At 44.8% G+C, this 19,835-nt stretch carries 23 protein-coding genes and 3 tRNA genes; 16 read left to right on the top strand and 10 right to left on the bottom strand.

Annotated elements, in window-relative coordinates; genetic code table 11:
* Positions 1-966 (bottom strand): Hsp33 family molecular chaperone HslO, encoded by a 966-nt coding sequence (locus tag ICN17_RS08360; RefSeq protein WP_216237027.1) that lies wholly within the window; start codon positions 964-966, stop codon positions 1-3.
* Between the two features lie 64 nt (positions 967-1,030).
* Between ICN17_RS08360 and gltX the strand changes: the two genes are divergently transcribed.
* The 4 genes from gltX (at position 1,031) to ICN17_RS08380 (ending at position 2,814) form a co-directional block, all read left to right on the top strand.
* On the top strand, positions 1,031-2,428 hold the full coding sequence (gltX, locus tag ICN17_RS08365) for a glutamate--tRNA ligase (protein ID WP_216237028.1): 1,398 nt from the start codon (positions 1,031-1,033) through the stop codon (positions 2,426-2,428).
* A 78-nt stretch (positions 2,429-2,506) separates the two neighbouring features.
* A tRNA-Ala gene (locus tag ICN17_RS08370) sits at positions 2,507-2,582 on the top strand.
* A gap of 35 nt (positions 2,583-2,617) precedes the next feature.
* Positions 2,618-2,693 (top strand) — tRNA-Glu (locus ICN17_RS08375).
* A 44-nt stretch (positions 2,694-2,737) separates the two neighbouring features.
* Positions 2,738-2,814: transfer RNA gene (locus ICN17_RS08380), tRNA-Asp, on the top strand.
* Between the two features lie 71 nt (positions 2,815-2,885).
* On the opposite strand, the gene ICN17_RS08385 is transcribed toward ICN17_RS08380, so the two are convergent.
* A complete protein-coding gene (locus ICN17_RS08385; protein WP_216237029.1) occupies positions 2,886-3,494 on the bottom strand; it encodes a hypothetical protein in 609 nt (202 codons plus the stop codon).
* A gap of 151 nt (positions 3,495-3,645) precedes the next feature.
* Here ICN17_RS08385 and hyi point away from each other — a divergent pair, with 151 nt between their 5' ends.
* The 5 genes from hyi to ICN17_RS08410 all read left to right on the top strand — a co-directional run bounded on the left by hyi (position 3,646) and on the right by ICN17_RS08410 (position 7,613).
* A complete protein-coding gene (gene hyi / locus ICN17_RS08390) occupies positions 3,646-4,425 on the top strand; it encodes a hydroxypyruvate isomerase (RefSeq protein WP_216237030.1) in 780 nt (259 codons plus the stop codon).
* Positions 4,426-4,457: 32 nt separating this feature from the next.
* Entirely contained in the window at positions 4,458-5,357 is a 900-nt protein-coding gene (gene glxR, locus ICN17_RS08395) for a 2-hydroxy-3-oxopropionate reductase (protein WP_216237031.1), read from the top strand.
* 9 nt (positions 5,358-5,366) lie between these two features.
* Entirely contained in the window at positions 5,367-5,954 is a 588-nt protein-coding gene (locus ICN17_RS08400; protein WP_216237032.1) for a YqiA/YcfP family alpha/beta fold hydrolase, read from the top strand.
* A gap of 79 nt (positions 5,955-6,033) precedes the next feature.
* Positions 6,034-6,603, top strand: coding sequence for an HNH endonuclease (locus ICN17_RS08405; RefSeq protein ID WP_370625969.1), 570 nt, complete (start codon positions 6,034-6,036; stop codon positions 6,601-6,603).
* 44 nt (positions 6,604-6,647) lie between these two features.
* Positions 6,648-7,613: a DUF3108 domain-containing protein gene (locus ICN17_RS08410; protein WP_216237033.1), complete on the top strand. Its 966-nt coding sequence runs from the start codon at positions 6,648-6,650 to the stop codon at positions 7,611-7,613.
* Positions 7,614-7,617: 4 nt separating this feature from the next.
* Here ICN17_RS08410 and ICN17_RS08415 read toward each other — a convergent pair whose 3' ends face one another.
* From ICN17_RS08415 to mltG, 6 genes are all read right to left on the bottom strand, one after another.
* The gene (locus ICN17_RS08415; protein WP_255538377.1) at positions 7,618-8,070 is read right to left on the bottom strand and encodes an ion channel; all 453 of its coding nucleotides are present in this window, start codon (positions 8,068-8,070) and stop codon (positions 7,618-7,620) included.
* A 141-nt stretch (positions 8,071-8,211) separates the two neighbouring features.
* On the bottom strand, positions 8,212-8,922 hold the full coding sequence (locus ICN17_RS08420) for an ankyrin repeat domain-containing protein (RefSeq protein WP_216237035.1): 711 nt from the start codon (positions 8,920-8,922) through the stop codon (positions 8,212-8,214).
* Positions 8,919-9,710 carry a TatD family hydrolase gene (locus ICN17_RS08425; protein ID WP_216237036.1) on the bottom strand — a complete coding sequence of 264 codons (792 nt, stop codon included), beginning with the start codon at positions 9,708-9,710 and terminating at the stop codon, positions 8,919-8,921. Before ICN17_RS08425 ends, ICN17_RS08420 begins: the two co-directional genes overlap by 4 nt.
* A 31-nt stretch (positions 9,711-9,741) precedes the next feature.
* A complete protein-coding gene (locus ICN17_RS08430) occupies positions 9,742-10,872 on the bottom strand; it encodes a DNA polymerase III subunit delta' (RefSeq protein WP_216237037.1) in 1,131 nt (376 codons plus the stop codon).
* Between the two features lie 12 nt (positions 10,873-10,884).
* Positions 10,885-11,520: a dTMP kinase gene (gene tmk, locus ICN17_RS08435; RefSeq protein ID WP_370625970.1), complete on the bottom strand. Its 636-nt coding sequence runs from the start codon at positions 11,518-11,520 to the stop codon at positions 10,885-10,887.
* 16 nt (positions 11,521-11,536) lie between these two features.
* Positions 11,537-12,604: an endolytic transglycosylase MltG gene (gene mltG / locus ICN17_RS08440; RefSeq protein ID WP_216237038.1), complete on the bottom strand. Its 1,068-nt coding sequence runs from the start codon at positions 12,602-12,604 to the stop codon at positions 11,537-11,539.
* A 20-nt stretch (positions 12,605-12,624) separates the two neighbouring features.
* On the opposite strand from mltG, the gene ICN17_RS08445 reads away from it, so the two are divergent.
* Positions 12,625-13,599 (top strand): folate-binding protein YgfZ, encoded by a 975-nt coding sequence (locus tag ICN17_RS08445; RefSeq protein WP_216237039.1) that lies wholly within the window; start codon positions 12,625-12,627, stop codon positions 13,597-13,599.
* Between the two features lie 14 nt (positions 13,600-13,613).
* Positions 13,614-14,456, top strand: coding sequence for an NRDE family protein (locus ICN17_RS08450; protein ID WP_216237040.1), 843 nt, complete (start codon positions 13,614-13,616; stop codon positions 14,454-14,456).
* 14 nt (positions 14,457-14,470) lie between these two features.
* Here ICN17_RS08450 and ICN17_RS08455 read toward each other — a convergent pair whose 3' ends face one another.
* A complete protein-coding gene (locus ICN17_RS08455; RefSeq protein WP_216237041.1) occupies positions 14,471-14,962 on the bottom strand; it encodes a PaaI family thioesterase in 492 nt (163 codons plus the stop codon).
* 55 nt (positions 14,963-15,017) lie between these two features.
* On the opposite strand from ICN17_RS08455, the gene ICN17_RS08460 reads away from it, so the two are divergent.
* The 5 genes from ICN17_RS08460 to ICN17_RS08480 are packed head-to-tail and all read left to right on the top strand — an operon-like array spanning position 15,018 to position 18,648.
* Positions 15,018-16,484, top strand: a complete 1,467-nt coding sequence (locus tag ICN17_RS08460) for a YdiU family protein (protein WP_216237042.1) — start codon at positions 15,018-15,020, stop codon at positions 16,482-16,484.
* 34 nt (positions 16,485-16,518) lie between these two features.
* On the top strand, positions 16,519-16,929 hold the full coding sequence (gene msrB, locus ICN17_RS08465) for a peptide-methionine (R)-S-oxide reductase MsrB (RefSeq protein WP_216237043.1): 411 nt from the start codon (positions 16,519-16,521) through the stop codon (positions 16,927-16,929).
* Between the two features lie 37 nt (positions 16,930-16,966).
* The gene (locus ICN17_RS08470) at positions 16,967-17,515 is read left to right on the top strand and encodes a septation protein A (RefSeq protein WP_216237044.1); all 549 of its coding nucleotides are present in this window, start codon (positions 16,967-16,969) and stop codon (positions 17,513-17,515) included.
* On the top strand, positions 17,512-17,796 hold the full coding sequence (locus ICN17_RS08475) for a BolA family transcriptional regulator (RefSeq protein WP_216237045.1): 285 nt from the start codon (positions 17,512-17,514) through the stop codon (positions 17,794-17,796). Before ICN17_RS08470 ends, ICN17_RS08475 begins: the two co-directional genes overlap by 4 nt.
* Before the next feature lie 60 nt (positions 17,797-17,856).
* Entirely contained in the window at positions 17,857-18,648 is a 792-nt protein-coding gene (locus tag ICN17_RS08480; RefSeq protein ID WP_216237046.1) for a peptidylprolyl isomerase, read from the top strand.
* A gap of 23 nt (positions 18,649-18,671) precedes the next feature.
* On the opposite strand, the gene ICN17_RS08485 is transcribed toward ICN17_RS08480, so the two are convergent.
* Complete coding sequence (locus tag ICN17_RS08485) at positions 18,672-19,829, bottom strand: MFS transporter (protein ID WP_216237047.1); 1,158 nt, start codon at positions 19,827-19,829, stop codon at positions 18,672-18,674.
* Positions 19,830-19,835 lie beyond the last annotated feature (6 nt).

Genomic DNA, 19,835 nt, shown 5'->3' on the forward strand with positions numbered 1-19,835 from the left:
TTAGTGTCCGCTAGAGGGCGGCCGAGTAGCATCACTCAGTAAATCAGTTTTAAAGACCTGTAAACAATCTACGGCGTCAAAGCGATATGGTTTTGCGCAAAATTCGCAAACAGTTTCAACCGCGCCTTGTTCATCCAGTATTCCTTGTACCTCTTCTTCGCCAAGCATTCTTAAGACATCAGCAACTTTTTTACGTGAGCAACGGCAAGAGAAGCGAATTTGTCGAGGTGGAAAACTGCGTACCCCGTTTTCGCTAGATTCCTCTAAAAATAGTCGTCTTAAGATCGTTTCAGGCGTGAGGGTGAGGAGCTCTTCGTCAGTAATAGTCTCGCCTAAAGTCTGGATACGTGTCCAACCTTCAGCAGCGGTCTGAGGATCAAGGTGAGCATGCCCGCCGGAATCTGGCATACGCTGCAACAGCAGCCCGCCAATATGTGAATCGTTTGAAGTTAACCAAATCCTGGTCTCTAACTGCTCAGAATTTTGCATATATAGTCCAATCGCCTCTGCAGCGCTCGATACAGGCTTCATCACATTGCCACGCTCTTCTTGGAGGGCGACTATGCCCTGGTATGGCGGCTGGCCTGGTTCACGTTCTGACGGATCTAAGGTGATGACGAGCCTTCCAGAGTTATTCGCATCTAATAGCTCACCTAAGCTGGCATTGGGATTGATTTCTGATGGGTCTACGGACAGCTTGACGGTAGCTCGCATCGATAAATCAGACTTGCATTCAACAACTAGCAGTTGAATTGGTCCTTTACTTTGAGCTTGAATAATCAATGTTCCATCAAACTTCAGGCTAGCGCTAAGGAGGGTGGCTGCGCCAACAAAATCCCCCAGGATACGGCGCACCACTGGCGGATCGTCGCGACGCTCTAAAACAGCCTGCCAAGCCGTGCTGATTGAGACAATCTCCCCGCGAACCGGGGCTCCATCACAGACAAATACTAGTAATTCATTCATAGGGCAAAGTATCCACGTTTTTCAATTTTGCCGCCAATTTGCCTGACCTGAGATAATGTGATTTATGCATATTCGTACACGTTTCGCCCCCAGTCCCACGGGCTTTATTCACTTGGGCAATCTCCGTAGCGCTCTCTACCCCTGGGCGTTTGCACGTCATAATAAAGGTGACTTCATTCTTCGTATTGAAGATACTGATGTAGAGCGCTCCACCCAAGAAGCTGTCGACGTGATTATTGAGGGTATGTCTTGGCTTGGACTTGATTTAGATGAAGGCCCAATCTACCAGATGCAGCGTATTGATCGCTATCGCGAAGTCGTCAAGCAGATGATGGATAGCGGTCTTGCCTATCCTTGCTATATGAGCGAGGAAGAGTTGAATGCGCTTCGTGACCAGCAAATGGCCAATAAAGAAAAGCCACGTTATAACGGTTTATGGAGACCTGAGCCTGGCAAAACCTTGCCGCCGATTCCTGAGGGTGTTCAACCAGTGATCCGCTTTAAAAATCCTATTGGTGGATCGGTGATCTGGGAGGATGCAGTAAAGGGTAAGATTGAAATTAGCAATGATGAGTTAGATGATCTTGTGATTGCTCGCCCAGATGGCACGCCAACGTACAACTTTTGTGTCGTGGTCGATGACTTGGATATGAAGATCACGCATGTGATCCGTGGTGATGATCACGTCAATAACACGCCTCGTCAAATTAATATCATGAAGGCTCTGGGTGGAGCGCCGCCTGTATACGCACATTTGCCGACAGTTCTGAATGATTCTGGCGAGAAGATGAGCAAGCGTAATGGCGCAATGAGCGTACGTGATTATCAAAAAGCAGGTTATTTACCTGAGGCTATTCTGAATTACTTGGCTCGCTTAGGTTGGTCACATGGCGATGCAGAGGTATTTACAAAAGAACAGTTTGTGGATTGGTTTGATTTGGCCAGCCTCGGCCGTTCACCAGCGCAACACAATCCAGAGAAATTACTTTGGTTAAACCACCAATATATTCAGAATGCAGATCCAGCAAAATTAGCGCAGGCTACCAAACCTTTTGCACATCAATTGGGTATCGATACAGAAAATGGGCCAAGTTTTGTTGAAGTCGTTGGACTCTTAAAAGATCGTGCGAATACATTAATTGAAATTGCAGAAGGGGCCAAGCTCTTTTACTTGCCAGCACCATCGCATACTGCTGAGCAGATTGCTGCCAACATTCCAGAATCTATTGTTCCTGCGTTAAAGGATTTAATTCTTGCCATTCAAAATGCAACTGCTACAAAAGAGGCTTACGCCGCAGCATTTAAAGAGGTGCTAGCCAAGCATGGACTCAAAATGCCGGCCTTGGCAATGCCTGTTCGCTACGCATTATTCGCTACAACCCAGACCCCAGCGATTGATTCAGTATTGATGGTATTGGGCCGGGACGAGGTGCTGAAAAGGCTCTCAAAGGTAGTCCACTAGGCAATTTGCTCACTTGTACAAAAATAGGCTAAAATCTTGGATTGTTTTGAGTGTCTTGCGGTTTTATTGTGGGATTTCGGGGGTATAGCTCAGCTGGGAGAGCGCTTGCATGGCATGCAAGAGGTCAGCGGTTCGATCCCGCTTATCTCCACCAAGCATTCAAAATCGTTGTATTTTGCAGTAGTCCAGGTCCCCATCGTCTAGAGGCCTAGGACATCACCCTTTCACGGTGAGTACGGGGGTTCGAATCCCCCTGGGGACGCCAAATATTTTGGTTGTAGTTGTTTGAAGTTTTGTTTGTTGTAATTTGGAGCGGTAGTTCAGTTGGTTAGAATATCTGCCTGTCACGCAGAGGGTCGCGGGTTCGAGTCCCGTCCGTTCCGCCAAATTCCAAGAAAATGCCTCCGTAATAGGAGGCATTTTTATTTTAAAAAAACTGGTGAAAATTCACTACGGGTTATTTCTTCGGAGTCGTTATAGAAGCAGCCATTGCATCGTAATAAATGACTTTGACTTGCTCTCCAACATTAACATCGGCCAGAAGAGCAGGGTTCTTAACAGTTACAGTTGTCACCTTACCACTAGGGCCTTTTACAGATACTAGCTTCTTATCGCGATCTACCGCAACAATGTCTGCAATGATGGTCGTTTTATTTGCAATGGTCTCAGATGGCTTTTCATTAGCTTTCGATGTTGTAACCGTATTGGTTTCTACTTTGCTACGCACACCATCACTCTTGGTTTTGATTAGCTCGATAGCAACAGCAAGTTCATAGGTAACATTGACACGATCCCCTTTTTTGATTTGGTCAAAATTGGTGATTTCTGGTCCCGCTACAAATTTAGATTCGCCTTCTTTATTGCTGAAGATAATGGTCCGCGTCTTTTTATCAGTTTTGACTACAGTGCCTTCATAAAGCTGATAGCGGTTATCCACTACAGCTGCATCAATAACCATAGGCTTTGTCGCCCCAGCATCAGCAGGCTTCGTTTGGGCATTCACTGAAAAAGAGCCAGCCAAGAGGGTTACGATTGCAAGTGAAATGGATGTTAATTTGATATTCATTGTTTTCCTTGTAAATAAACATTTCTTATCAAGATATTAGCTCACTTTTCTCATTTTTAAGCCTAGAAAGGGCCTTATTCCAGGCTAAGACTGAAGTCTGCAGGTTTGATAAGATCACTGTTTCATTATGTAATCCCAATAAGGGTCTGAAATGCCTCAATTTGCCGCAAATTTGACTATGCTATTTACGGAAGCGCCATTCTTAGAGCGCTTCGAGCGCGCCTCTCAATCTGGATTTAAGGCTGTTGAGTTTCTTTTTCCTTATCCCTATCCAGCTAGCGAAATTCAACAGAAGTTAGACCACTATGGTTTGAAGCTTGTTCTGCATAACTTACCCGCTGGAGATTGGGATGCTGGAGAGCGCGGAATCGCTTGTCACCCAGATCGCGTAGATGAATTTCGTTCAGGTGTTGCTAAAGCGATTGAATATGCAAAGATTCTAGGTGTGCCGCAGTTAAATTGTTTAGCTGGCAAAGCGCCCTCTGGAGTTGATAGAAAACTATTGCACGATACTTTCGTATCTAATCTGAAATACGCAGCTGCCGAGTTGAAGAAAGTAAATCTCAAACTATTAATTGAGCCAATCAATACTTTTGATATACCTGGGTTCTTTTTATCTACTACGCAGCAAGCCCTGGATATTATTGGCGAGGTTGGCTCCGATAATTTGTATGTTCAATACGATATCTATCATGCGCAGCGCATGGAAGGTGAGTTAGCCAGTACTATTGAAAAAAATCTGAGCAAGATTGCTCATATTCAATTAGCCGATAATCCCGGGCGAAATGAACCGGGTACTGGCGAAATAAACTATTCGTATCTGTTTACATTTTTAGATCGAATTGCTTACTCGGGTTGGATTGGTTGCGAATACAAGCCTGCAAGCACTACAGAAGCAGGTTTGGGCTGGATACAGAAGTTAAATTCATAAGATAAATTAAAGCAAATACAAAAGGAGACGTAATGAGTGCGAAATTAAAGTTAGGTTTTGTTGGGCTAGGAATCATGGGCGCCCCAATGGCAGGCCATCTTGTAAAAGCTGGCCATGAGGTATTTATTAATACTAGAAGTAAGGTCCCGCAAGAGCTTGCGTCCTCATCAGCAATTCAGTGTGGCAGTCCTAGTGAGGTTGCTGAAAAGGCAGACATTATTTTGATGATGCTTCCAGATACTCCAGATGTTGAAAAGGTTCTATTTGGGGAAAAAGGGATTTCAGCAGGGCTATCCAAAGGAAAAGTCGTCGTGGATATGAGCTCTATCTCTCCTATTGCTACTAAAGAATTTGCCAAGAAGATTAATGCTTTGGGCTGTGACTATTTGGATTCACCAGTTTCCGGTGGCGAAGTTGGGGCTAAAAATGCAACGCTCTCTATTATGGTTGGCGGTGATGAGGCTGTATTTAATAAAGTAAAGCCAGTTTTTGATTTGATGGGTAAAAACATCAACTTAGTCGGCGGCAATGGCGATGGTCAAACCGCTAAGGTTGCTAATCAAATTATTGTTGCTTTAAATATTGAAGCTGTTGCAGAGGCTCTTCTGTTTGCATCTAAAGCAGGGGCTGATCCTGCCAAAGTTCGTCAGGCTTTGATGGGTGGTTTTGCGAGCTCGAAGATTCTTGAGGTGCATGGAGAGCGTATGGTGAAACGCACATTTGATCCTGGCTTTAGGATTGAGTTGCATCAAAAGGATTTGAATCTTGCGCTAAATAGCGCACGCGCATTGGGTGTATCTCTGCCTAATACAGCTACTGCGCAGGAATTATTTAATTCCTGTTCCGCACATGGCGGCAAGGCTTGGGATCACTCTGCAATGGTGAAGGCTTTAGAAAAGCTAGCCAACTTTGAGATTGGCCAAAAGGCCTAAGGCCTGAGCATGTCATCAACCTTACTGGTCTATTTGCACGGCTTTCGATCTTCCCCAAGATCAAGTAAGGCTGTAATGACTAGTGAAGCAGTCAAGGCCCTATCTACTGCGGACAATTCAATGGAATGGTATTGTCCGCAGCTGCTTGCTTCGCCCAAGCAAAGTATGGATATGGTTACAAAGCATATCGATCAGTCAAAAGCAGATCGAATAGTGGTAATCGGCTCTTCGCTCGGTGGATTTTATACAAACTACTTAGCGGAAAAGTATGGGTGTAGGGCGGTTGCCTTAAATCCCGCTGTTTATGCTGCTAGAGAGCTTGCCCCGCATGTGGGGATGATGACAGCCTATGACAGTGATGAGCCTTTTGATTTTCGACCTGAATATATTGATGAGCTAAAGGCCTTACAGATTCAGCGGATTTCCAATCCTAGCCGTTACTTTTTAATTGCAGCAAAGGGTGATGAATTGCTCGATTGGAAGGAAATGGCTGAGTTCTATCAGGGCGCCAAGCAGCTTATCCTTGAAGGTAGCGACCACGGTATCGCAGACTATGCGGACTATCTGCCAAAGGTTTTGGAGTTTATATCCCCCTAGATGATTGATTGACACATATTTCTTCTGTAAGATAAGTCATACGATTGATGGCTTTGCCTAGATCGAGAAAGGAGAGTTTGTGCTGAGCATCTTGAAATTGGACGCTGGTGGAATTCCCCAGGGTTGGGTTAACGCTGAAGAAGCAACCAAGCATTACGCCGATAGTAGTGTCTTATGGACGCTAGGCGACCCCATCATGAAGATGCGCGGTGGCATTTCTCGAGCCAGTGGCTTGCAGTCAGTTATCGAACTTCATTCGATCATTGCCATCAAGGGTAGTGCAAAAATCAATTTATTTGATGTTGTCCCCGTTATTACAAAACATAAACTCTTCAAACGTGATCGTGGCCTCTGCGCATACTGTGGTGATGCAATTCATGAAAATCAAGCTGAGGCCGAACACATCATCCCGAATAGTCGTGGCGGTAAATACTCTTGGATGAATCTAGTAATTTCTTGCAGACCTTGCAATCAGCGCAAGGGCAATCGAACTCCTGAGCAGGCTGGCATGGGCTTGCTTTACACCCCATACTTGCCGAGCTTGTATGAAGATATGATTCTCAAGGGGCGCAATATTCTTGCCGATCAGATGGACTTTCTTGCGGCTAATTTGCCAAGGAACAGCCGCTTACTTGAAGGTATTCTCTGAGCTCACAGCTAGGGCAATTTAGGCGGTCATACTCTAGTGGTTTGATGCAATCAACATCGTTACGCATTATTGTCGTAGCCTTATTCATATCCTTAATGGGCCACCTGATCTTATTTTTTGGTATCCCATTTTTATCTTTTGGTTCCGTTCCAGATATCGCAGATGACCTGATTATTAGGACCGAGTTAAAGCTCGAGCCACCCAAGAAAATTCAGATGGCTAAGGCCCCCAAGAGGAAAGTAAGCACAGATAATTCCTCTAATAAAGTCGAGGATTCTAAAGGCTTAGCAACTGCAGAGCAGGGTGGTACCGGCAATCAACAGGGGGTGGCTTTCAAGCTACCCGAGTCTGGCATTATTTATTACGACGCCTACGTCGATGGGCAAAAGTACCAGACTGGAGAAATTGACTGGATTGTCGATGGAAACAATTATCGTCTTCATATCAATATCCCTTACGCATTTGTTGGACCTTTTGTATTTGAATCACGCGGAACTATAGATGCCTACGGCATGGCTCCATCTATCTACTGGACTCAGCGTGGTACGAAACCTCCGCGCTACTCTCGCTTTGATAGGGATGCCGGCGGAGGAGGGAAGATGTTTTTCTCAGAAAAACCGGAGTTCACTCCAGACCTTCTTCCGGGTACACAGGATCGATTCAGCCTCATGTTTCAATTCGCATCTTTATTGAATGGGGACAGCAAAATTGATGAGGCTGGCTATATTAGGGCTTTGCCAGTTGTCGATTACAACACCTTAGAAATGTGGCAATTTAAGAGTTATGGAGAGACGGTTTCTGAGGACATCCCATCTCTTGGAAAGTCCGTTAATCGTCGTTACGCCCTAATGCAACGTGAAAATGATCCCTATAAGCGCCAGGTTGACATATGGCTTGCCAAAGACTTAGATTGGCTGCCAGGTAGGATTCGGTCTCGGGAGGCTAATGGCAGGGTGCTTGAGCTCATCTTTATCCAAAAGAGCCCCTTACCAGCAGGAACAAAGCCTTAAACCATTAAAAGCCAGTTCCTGACTTAGGATTTTGGCTGTGTCGATTCAGCAAAGCCCCCATCATTGAATACAAGGCTGCGCCAGACATCGATACTGCAAAGATTCCAGAAAACGAGATGATGATCGGCAAAATTCTCCATTGCTCAGAAAGACTGTAATTACCGTATCCAACTGTTGTGTACATTTCACCGGCAAAGTAAAAGGTCTGTGGATTGGTGGGGAAAACTTTTAAGGCTACGCAGATGTAGGCCCAAACAACTATTTCACCTAAGTGGCTCGCTATCACTAAGAGAATCGCTACAAAATAAGACAAAAAGCTTGCCCCGTAGATACGCTTTTTTGTCATAAACCAATCTATCTTATGAAATGCTCCGGCAATAGCAAGCACTGCTATGCCATGAACTGCGAGCATTCCGCATGCTATGACTACAACTTCCCATATTTGACCATTTCCCATGTCAACATTAATTTCACGAAATAGAGTTTCAAAGCTAGGGAGGTCAGCATTACGGAAAAGGTCTATTAGAAACATGGCAGAGTAAGGGTTGGATTACAGAAATATCTTATTTGACATAATAATGATTATACGCAGATAGTATTATGGGGACTTTGGAGTTGTAGGCATAACTGGCCCTTTGTAGGCTTGCTTATAAAGTTTCAGCCAGCGTGACCTAAGGCCATCTCCTATCCAGGGTTTGTCATAGATATCAGCGATATCAATAGCCGTTAGGCCATTGGCATTTTTGAGCTGAAGATCCGCACCTTTCTCCAATAAAAACTTCACCAGTTGCTCATTGCCAGATTGGACCGCCATCATCAGAGGCGTTGTATTGCCTGCACTCAATGAATCAACAATGGCACCATTGGCAACTAAAAATTGGGCAACCTCTAAATGCCCCTTGGCACAGGCGTAATGCAATGGAGTCCAGCCAATATGGTCTAGCTGTGCTTTGTGCCCCAAAACCAAGGTTTTAACAAGCGGTAAATTGCCCTCTATGGATGCCATCATTAACGGTGTTTCACCACTCTTATTGGATAAATCAACATCTATCCTCTTGTCATTAAGTAATGCATCAATGACATTAGTAGATTTATCTCTAATGGCCAAAATTAGCATTGGATTGCCGTTAGCATCTACAGTATTGGGATTTATGCCTTTTTTAAGTAATAAATTGACCTCAGAAACATTATCAAATTTAGCTGCCTTAGCGAAATCAGCAATTTGATCAGGGGTTTGTGCCTGAGAAAGCTGGCTTACCAGGCAAATAAGCGAAAAGGCAATACCAAATTTATTCAACTTTAATCTCATGTATATCTTCTATCTATTTGAAAACAATCAAAAAAGTTCTTTGAAGTTTGTTCTGCAAGTTCTTCAACACTCACGTTTTTAAGGGTGGCAATAAATTCACCAACTTTGGCTACCCATGCCGGCTCATTGATCTTGCCGCGATATGGAATGGGGGCCAGATAAGGTGAATCTGTCTCAATGAGCATTCGATGAAGCGGAACTTCTTTGCAGGTTGCCTGCAAGTCTTTGGCGCTTTTAAAGGTCACAATCCCTGAAAATGAGATATAAAAACCCAATTCCATAGCTGCTTGAGCTACTTCTAGGCTCTCAGTAAAGCAATGCATCACACCGCCAATCTGATCTGCGCCCTCCTCTTTAAGGATCTGAATCGTGTCCTCAGATGCAGAGCGAGTATGAATAATCAAGGGCTTTTTAGAGGCAATTGCAGCACGAATATGGGTCCTAAAACGTTCACGTTGCCATTCCATGGATTCGTAGCTGCGCTCACCCATCCGGTAGTAATCAAGACCCGTCTCGCCAATAGCAACAATCTTAGGATGCTTTAAGGCTGTCTCCACCAGAAACTCATAAGTGGGCTCAGGCGTATCTTCATAGTCAGGATGAACCCCAACGGACGCATATAAATGAGAATGCTCTTGGGCAAGCTTTAAAACATTGGGGAAATCCGGTAAATCTACCGAAACACACAAAGCATTGCTCACACTGGCCGATTTCATATTCGCAAGCACTTCGGGCAAGCGAGACTGAAATTCTGGGAAATCGAGATGGCAATGGGAGTCTATGAACATGGCTCGCTATTTTAGACTGCCTCAGCCAAATTTAAGATTCAAATACTTGTTGGTATTGAGAAAGTAAAGCCTCTAACTGAACCCGGTTCGCCAAAGGGTGATTCTCATGACGGCGGGCCTTAATCAAAGACTTCCAAAAGTCATGGAGTTTGGGGATTTTTGCTGTGCGGGATAGACCTTGAAGTGTTGAAAGATGCTTTGGGTAATACCGAGGATTAGTGCCCTGCAAGACTGCTTGTAGGTCTGAAGTCCAACGTTGCATTGTGGGTAGTAAATAGTTGTATTGAGCTTTATGTGTCTTTTCAGCGGCATCAAGCCAATTGATACGAACGCCTTGAGACATAGACTGAAGTAAATAACGAGCAGCTTGAATAGAAAGCGTTAACTCATCTTTTTCATCTTTATTGTTTCTGGCAATCAGTGAATCTAACACTAAGTATGGCGCCCCGCCCTGTTCGTAGTAGACTGTTTCGATATCAGCAGCGCTAACCTTGAGCCCGTCAATATTAGGAATTTCTGTATGCAACCAAGCCAAGCCCTGCTCCCGATCAGGACGTGGGGCAGAAAGCAAACGACAGCGTGATCGAATAGTTGGCAAAACACGATCTAGGCGATCTGCCAGCAAAATAAAAATGGTATTTGCTGGCGGTTCTTCCAGGGATTTTAATAAGGTATTGGCTGAATCAGAGCGAAGCATTTCTAATGGGTAAATCAAAATAACGCGATTGCCGCCACGATGTGAGCCAATGGACAAGCTTTCTATAGCGCTACGAGTCTCTTCGATAGAGATATTTTTCTTCTCTTTCTTTTCGCTCACTTCACCATCGGAGTCATCGCGAACTACTTTACCTTTTCTAGGAGCCTCATCGCTTTCATAATCCGCGTGAGGCAAAAACTTCCGATGCGTTTCGGGAGCAAGCGCTATGAAGTCTGGATGATTGCCAGTATTAAACCAATGACAGGCTTCACATTGATTACAGGGGCGTGAGGCCTCGTGAGCGCTCTCACATAAAAGCGACTTCGCAAGCTCAAGGGCAAATGCAAATTTACCAATGCCAGGTTGACCATGCAGAAGAATTGCATTGGGAAAACTAGCAAAATCCATGCTATCCCAGAGCGGTTGTAACCATGGCGCAATAGACTTTTTTTGTTCAGCCAACATGAGTTCACCCATCTAGATATTGAACTCGAGCTTTTTTAAGCCATCCCAAATCACTTCTGGAGTCTGAGTGGCATCTACCATGTGAAAGCGTTTTGGATCTTCCTTAGCGCGACGTAAATACTCTTGTCGAACCTTTTCAAAAAAGTTCAAATCCATTTTTTCAAATTTGTCTGGTGCTCTGACCTTAGAGCGACGTACTTCAGCAACTTCACCAGGCAAATCAAATAAGATCGTTAAATTGGGTTGCAGTAAACCATTAGAACGCCCTTGAACCCAACGCTCAAGCTCATTTAGCTTATCAATGCTGAGACCCCGCCCTCCTCCTTGGTAGGCAAAGCTCGCATCGGTAAATCGATCTGAAATCACTATTTTTCCGGCCATGAGGGCAGGCTCAATGACTTGGGCAATATGCTCACGACGAGCGGCAAACATTAGCAGCGCTTCTGTTTCTAAATTCATGGGGGCATCTAATAGTAGCCCCCTAAGTTGCTCGCCCAAAGGCGTGCCGCCGGGTTCGCGCGTCATCACGACTTCACGATTTGGATAGCGTTCTTGCATGAGCTTTTGAAATGCCTCGATATGAGTGCTCTTGCCGGCGCCATCGATTCCCTCAAAGCTAATGAAATATCCTGGATACATTGATGTCATATTGAATTCAATCTCATTAATGGGGTGCAGTTTTTAGTTTGCGTTGATATTGATCAACTGCCGCCTCATGTTCGCTAAGGCTCTGAGAAAAGTGACTACTGCCATCCCCTTTAGCTACAAAAAATAGTGCGTTACTTGATGCAGGGTGAGCAGCTGCCAAAATAGATTCTTTACTTGGCATAGCGATGGGGGTTGGGGGTAATCCTTTGCGCATATAGCTATTGTAGGGACTGTCTTTGCGAAGATCTGCTTTACGTAAATTCCCATCAAATTTAGGGCCAATGCCATAGATTACCGTGGGATCAGTCTGGAGCAACATGCCTTTATTCAGGCGATTGGTAAAGACGGCAGAGACCAGAGCCCTATCGCTGGATCGCCCTGTTTCCTTTTCAACGATGGAGGCCAGTATTAAGAGCTCGTAAGATGTTTTTAATGGCGAGCCTTGTTCTTTTTGCAGCCAGACTTGGGATAGTTGCTTTTGCATAGCATGCGATGCTCTGCGATAAATATCCAGATCAGAATCATCGGGGTCAAAGACATAGGTGTCCGGAAGAAACGCCCCCTCCAGTCCAGGGTAATTGAGATTGAGGTTTTGAAGTAATTCCTTTGCGCTGAAACCTTTGGTCTGATGTATGAGCGCTGGGTGTGAATCGATCAGCGCTCTCAATTGCCAAATAGTCATTCCTGGAATGATGGCAATGCTTTCTTTGACTCTATCGCCCCGTGCAATTTGAAACAGAATGGTCGCCAAGCTTGCTCTTGTTGGCAATAGATAGGTGCCTGGCTTAAGTTTCGAGCCAACTAGCAAAGCCCTTGCACTTAACTGAAAAAATAATGAATGTGTTGCTACACCCTGTTCTCTAAGTTGATCAGAAATACTAGCAAGGCCTGATTGGGGTTTGATTTTGACTTTATATGACTTCAAATCGGCAATATTTGGGTGGGCTGGGACCACTGGCCATACAAAGAGGCTGATATAGAAAATGCCAATCGTTGCAAGAAGGCCTAAGAAGCAGGTTCTTAAAACTTGACTCTTTGATTTCCCATTGGGAAAGCAACGCCTTCCCTGAATTTTTCTGCTCATCAGGCTATGATAAAAGGGTCATGACAAATACATCCCAAAACACGCCAAATCAAGTAACCCTTCCTCAATGGGGCCTCATCTTGGTTGAGGGTGCAGATGCAGCCAGTTTTCTGCAGAATCAGCTCAGCAACTCTGTTTTAGGCTTAAATCGCACCTTTTCTCCGCAAATCGCCCAGGGCCATAGTTCTGTCCGACTGGTTGGTTACTGCAATCCAAAAGGAAGGCTGCTTGCGAGCGCCTGGCTTGGCCTATTTCCTAGTGATGAAACCACGGATGATCGTTTTGCTTTATTTATCTCAAAAGATATTGCAGCAACTACAACCAAGCGTTTATCCATGTTTGTTTTACGTTCCAAAGTCAAAGTAACGGATGCCTCATCGGAGTGGAATATTTCTGGGCTAACTGACAGCAATGCAAATCTTGCAGATTTTATTATTGGTGATGATCAGATTGCTCTGCGTCTACCAGATGTTTTAGTAGATGAAAAATCTTCTGCACGAGTATTATTGGCACAAAGAGTGAATGCAAATCAATCTTTGAGTGGTGACTCAACTCAATGGGATCATCTTGAGGTAATGAGTGCTATCCCTAGAATTGTTCTAGCAACACAGGAACAATTTGTTCCGCAAATGATTAACTTTGAATCGGTTGCTGGAGTGGACTTTAAAAAAGGTTGTTATCCAGGACAAGAAATTGTGGCTCGCAGCCAATATCGTGGGGCGATTAAAAGACGTCTTCAGCTGGCTCATATTGAGCTCGATGCCATGACCAACCATTCTGCAGCCCCAGGAATTGAGCTTTTCCATTCAAATGACCCATCCCAGCCAGCAGGGATGGTGGTTCTATCAGCCCTCTCCCCTCTAGAACCCCGCCGAATCGACCTCCAGCTTGAGTGCAAATTAGAGGCGCTCGAAAGTGGGAATATTCATCTTGGAAGTGCCCAAGGACCTGTGTTAAAAATAGATTCATTGCCTTACCCATTAATTGAAATTTAGGACTTTTAGTAGACATGTGTCTCATCCTTTTTGCCTGGCAATCTCATCCAGACTACCCATTGGTAGTTGCGGCTAATCGCGATGAATTTTACGAGCGCGACACTGCTGGCATTTCTTGGTGGCCTGAACACCCACATGTTTTAGCTGGCAGAGATCGTGCAGATGTTTTAGGAAGTCCCGGCACATGGTTAGGTTTTACGAAAACCGGTAAATTCGCAGCGCTCACTAATGTTAGAGCGCCCAGCGAAAAAAATCCAGACTCCAGAACACGTGGTGAGCTTTCATTAATGTATCTTGCCGGCAAAGATGGTCCAGCCACTTTTATTCAAGAGAATGTAAAGCGTTTCCAAAATTACAATGGCTTTAATCTTTTGATGGCTGATTTAAGTAATCCTGAAAATGCGCAGATGCATTGGGTAAGTAATCGCATGATGATGGGTCAAACGATTCGTCCACGCAAAGTCTTCCCCCAACAACCGCTGGAGGCTGGAGTCTACGGGCTCTCTAATGCCATGCTAGATACACCATGGCCTAAGGTCAATCATCGAGTGGCCGCTTTTGCTCAAACTCTTGCGATGGATAGCGGTCAACTGAAGAATGCAGACCATTATCTAAAGCTGTTATCCGATACACATCATGCAAGTGATCATGAGTTACCCAATACAGGTGTTAGCCGTGAATGGGAAAAAGCCCTGTCACCTGCTTTTATTAAAACGGATACTTATGGAACGCGCTCAAGCACTGTGCTGAGGGTACGTAAAGATGGTCAGTTTGAAATGGTTGAGCGTCGATTTGATGCTACGGGCACTGTTGGTCATGACGTAATTACTGGTGCTCTGAGTGCTGCACCAGTTTAATGGCCCATCTTTTCTTAATCGTTTATTTCGCCACGTAGATCGTCATTTACAACGCGGTCACCATCGGCGTTCCGAGTTGCTAATCGCTTGAGGTACTTGAACGTGCCTGTCGCCATACAACATACTTCACCTTGATCATTATAGAGCTTGGCCTCGCAGAAGGCCATAGTAGCTGTTCTACGAACGGTATCAGCGCGAACTCGTAAGATTCCATTGGCAGCCTGCATAAAATTATTTTTCAATTCAATCGTAACGACGCTGCGGTCAGCAGGATCTCCAGATCTAGCAGCAACGGCCATGGCCACATCCATCAGCGTGAGAAGTACGCCACCATGAGCTACCGCCCAAGTATTGGTGTGCTCAGGTTTCAAGGCCAGCAAAATCTCCCCTTTGCCCATTTCTGCGCTGAGGCAGCGAACCCCTAGCAACTTTAAAAATGGGACATTTAATTCCTCACCTAAATTGGCAAGTTGGGCTTGGGGATTGATTTGGACATTTTTGTTCATGGGGTCATTTTAGTAGCTCAAACACCGTTTGTGAAATCCACCTAGAATAGTTGCCATGGCCTTTACTTTACGTGGCGATGACGCCGTTCAAGAGCTCCAACCAAGCCCTATTCCAGAGCCCTATTGGGTAGGCTTTTCATCTTCGGCAGCGAAATTGATCAATATTCCTCTAAACGAGAACGGCTATCCACAAGATGAATCTTGGCTGGCGGTCTTAGCGGGGAATTCCTTGGTAACGCAGTCATCTCAATTTTCACAACCCATTGCAACGGTTTACAGCGGTCATCAATTTGGTGTTTGGGCTGGTCAATTAGGCGATGGCCGCGCAATCTTGCTAGGCGAAATTGCTAACCAAGAGTTGCAGCTCAAAGGCGCCGGTAAAACACGTTACTCACGCATGGGTGATGGCCGAGCTGTTTTGCGCTCTTCCATACGAGAATTTTTATGCAGCGAAGCAATGTACGCTTTAGGCATTCCTACTAGCAGAGCGCTTTCTGTAGTGGGTTCAGATTTACCTGTAATACGTGAGACCAAGGAAACCGCTGCGGTATGCGCTCGTTTAGCACCCAGTTTTATGCGCGTTGGGCATTTCGAGCATTTCGCTGCCACACAAAATATTGTTCGACTAAAAGAACTTGCTGATCAATTGATAGATCAGCACTATCCAGATTGCAGTAGCGCTCAAGATCCGTATTTAGAACTGTTTCACAAGATTTGCGAGAGAAATGCTCGCTTGGTTGCCCAATGGCAAGGCGTGGGTTTTTGTCACGGAGTTCTGAATAGCGACAATATTAGCGTGTTGGGCATTACGATTGACTACGGCCCGTTTGGATTTTTGGATCAATTTCAAATCGATCATATTTGCAATCACAGCGATCAAGGCGGTCGCTACGCCTACCACCGACAACCCCAAATCATGCACTGGAATATGGCCTGCTTAGCCAGCGCCTTCATTCCGCTCCTTGAATTAAATCACCCCCAAGAGGAATCTCAAGTGCTCCTCACTAAAGCACTCAGTCAATTCCCAGTTGTCTATGGACAGGCTTGGCAAAAGCTATTCAGGCATAAGTTGGGCCTGGCGACTGAACAAGATGATGATGTTCAATTGATTGAGCGACTCCTCCAAGCAATGCATGATTCAAAGGTAGACTTCACAACACTGTTTCGCGGGCTTGCTAATATTAATACCGAAGCACCTACTACAGAAATCTCAATGCGGAATGACTTTATTGACCGCGACTCGATGGATCAATGGTTTGGTGATTACATTGCCCGCTTAAAGTCTGAATCAAGCGTCGATGCTAAGCGCAAGCTCAATATGAATAGAGTCAATCCAAAATATATATTACGCAATCATCTGGCTCAGGTAGCGATTGAAAAAGCCCAAGAGAAAGATTTTTCTGAGCTTGCCAAACTCTTACAAATTTTGGAGAGCCCATTTGATGAGCAAGCGCAATTTGAAGGATACGCATCTCCCCCGCCGCCAGAATTAAGTGCTATTGAGGTCAGCTGTTCTTCTTAGTGTATTTGCATTCACTTCATTTAAGGAACTTCATATGAAAAAAACAGATCAAGAATACAAAAAATTACTCAGCGATATTGAATATCGAGTGACGAGAGAGGCTGCCACTGAAAGACCTTTTTCTGGTAAGTATTGGGACCATTGGGATAAAGGTCGGTATACCTGTGTCTGTTGCAATACGCCACTCTTTCTATCCGATACAAAATTTGACGCAGGCTGTGGGTGGCCGAGTTATAACAAACCCGAGGAAGAATCTGCCATTAAAGAGATTAAAGACACTAGCCACGGCATGATCCGCACTGAAGTACGCTGTGCCAACTGCGATGCACATCTTGGCCATGTATTTGATGATGGCCCAGACCCTACCGGTTTGCGCTATTGCATTAATTCTGCATCCTTAAGCTTTGAGCCTAGCGCTAACGCTGAACTCACCAGCAAGCCATAAATACGGCCCTCAATGCAAATAGTTGGATAATCCCCTGATGAAATTTTTATTCGATCTATTCCCAATTATTCTGTTCTTTATTGCCTTCAAATTTGGCGATATCTATACTGCGACGATTGTCGCCATGGTTGCAACCATTGGTCAGATCCTCTGGGTCTATTATCGCCATCGCAAGATTGATGCGATGCAGTGGATCAGCCTAGTGATGATTCTTGTATTTGGTAGCCTCACTATCTTTTTGCATGACAAGACCTTCATTCAGCTAAAGCCAACTGCCCTTTACTGGCTATTTGCAGGTGCTTTATTTATTAGCGCCCAATTTTTTAGAAAGAATTGGATACAAGTGCTGATGGGTAAGCAAGTGACTTTGAAGCCAGAGAATTCTCATTCAGTTTGGCACCGGCTCAATATGGCTTGGGCCATCTTCTTCTTTTTTATGGGCGTTCTGAACCTCTACATTGCTTTTGAATTCTCTGAAGAGACTTGGGTCAACTTCAAATTGTTTGGCAGCACAGGTTTGCTAGTGGTCTTTGTGATTCTTCAAGGTATCTGGCTTTCGCGTCACATGGAGCATCCGTCAGAATGAGCATCAACCAAGTCCGCATCGCCCTTTTTGAACAAGATCTGCAAAAGGCATTTTCCATTGAACATCTTCAGATTGACGATGAGAGCCATTTACACGCTGGTCATGCGGGTGCAGCCAGTGGCGGCGGGCACTTTAAGCTCACGATTGTTGCCCCAGAATTTAAGGGTTTGAACTTAGTGGCACGACACCGTGCTGTCTATGCAGCCCTCAATCGTCATATCCCACTAGAAATCCACGCCTTGACCATTCATGCAATGGCGCCTGGAGAGGCCGCAACTTAAGGCTGCATTACACTTAGCAGCAACAAACCATTTACCCCAACTTTTTATTTATTGACCACCATGCGGAAATCACACCAGCTTCTCTCACTCAGCCTTTTAGTAAGTCTTCTATCTAGCAACGTCTTCGCTCAGAACGCGGTCATTGTGAATGGGAAATCAATCCCTAAAGCCCAATTGGATAAATTGGTACAGAAATCAGGTCAGCCAGATAATCCTCAAGTACGTGATCAAGCCCGTGAAATGCTGGTTACCCGTGAATTAATTTTGCAGGAAGCCGATAAGCGTGGAGTGATTCAAAAAGAATCTGTGCGAGATCAATTGGAGCAAGCGCGCGTTGGAGTATTAGTTGCAGCGGTATTTGAGGACTATGCTGAAAAAGAAGGTGTTGCAGATGCAGACCTCAAGGCCGCGTATGAAACCGTTAAGTCCCAGTACACCGGCAAGGAATATCACGTAGAGCATATTTTGGTCGAAAAAGAAGCTGATGCAAAAGCAATCATTGCTCAGATTAAGGCTGGCGGTAACTTTGAAGAGATTGCCAAAGCAAAATCCAAAGATCCTGGCTCTGCTAAGGATGGTGGAGACCTAGGCTGGGTTTCTGATAAAGCCCTAGTTCCTGAGTTTTCAAAGGCGATGGTTCAACTCAAGAATGGCCAAATCACTGATAAACCCGTGAAGTCTCAATTTGGATATCACATCATCAAAATGCTAGATTCTCGTGATGTGAAGCCACCAAGCCTTGATGAGATCAAAGATCAACTGAAACAAGTAATCATGGCTGATCAGAATTGGCAAAAAGCGAAGTTCTCAGAGATGATGCAAAAACTGCGTGCTAAGGCCAAGATTCAGTAAGTCGTTTTTGCCTTAAGGCTTTCTTAAGGACTAGTGTAGCGGCGTGGTCTCAGTTTCTGAATGGCCATGCCAGCTAAACCACAGGCAAATGCCGACATAACAAAGACATCACGCGGTTGAGAGAGCTCCCAAATCCAACCCGCACAAAGCCCGCCTAATGTACCTCCCAAGCCATAAGAAACAGTCGCCATTAGGGCTTGCCCTCTTGCTTGAAGTGGTCCAGTAAACCAGCGTTGTAATAACTTGGTTGCTGCACTATGGTGAGCCGCAAAAGTTCCCGCATGGAGTATTTGCGCAAATATAAGAACTGAAGTGATGGGTAAAAAAGCAATCAAAATAAAGCGCACTACTCCAACTACAAAAGCACCTTGAAGAACAATTTCCGCATCTAAGCGACTGAGCACTTTGCTTTGGAAGTAAAAGAAGATCACTTCCGCAAATACTCCTAATGCCCAAAAAAGGCCGATTTGAAACTTGTCATAGCCAAGATCAGCAAGATAGAGTGAATAAAACACATACAGTGCCGCATGTGCAAACACCATAAAGAATCCGGATAGTAAAAACCAACGGACATCTGGATTAAAGAGCACGACGAGTAATTCACCCCTCACCATTTTGCGACGTTCCATCTTAGGCTCATGCAATAAGAAGGTTACTGCGGCGAGGGAGAGCAGAACAACTGTACCTACAATCGGATAAAGCTCAATGGTGTTGCGTTGAAAGAGCTCACCGGCAGCAAGCACCATAAAGATGAAGCCTAAAGAGCCCCATAAGCGCAAACGCCCGTAACGCTTATCGAAAGAATTGTCTTTAAATAAAGCATGAACCGTTGCCGACTCACCCAACGGCATCAAGCTACTTAAAATAGTGTGGAGCACAAACATCCAAATAAAAAAGCTGATATAGCTCTGTAAAAAATAAATGGATAGAAAAACGAGTGCCGCTAAACACGCACAAACCTGAATGATGCCTATGCGATTTGATAAAAAATCAGAAAGCCAGCCCCAGGAAAAAGGCCCAACTATTCGGGTGATTTGCAACATCGACATTAAGATTGCAATTTCAATGACACTAAAGCCGCGATCTAAAAAGAATAAGCTAGCGTAAGGTGAAACTAAGCCGACGTAAGCAAAATATAAAAAGAAAAAGGACCCGAAGGCCCAGCGAAGCGAAGATGTCATCTATCT

The organism is Polynucleobacter sp. 73C-SIWE, from assembly GCF_018882465.1.
In the GTDB taxonomy this organism is placed as follows: Bacteria; Pseudomonadota; Gammaproteobacteria; order Burkholderiales; family Burkholderiaceae; genus Polynucleobacter.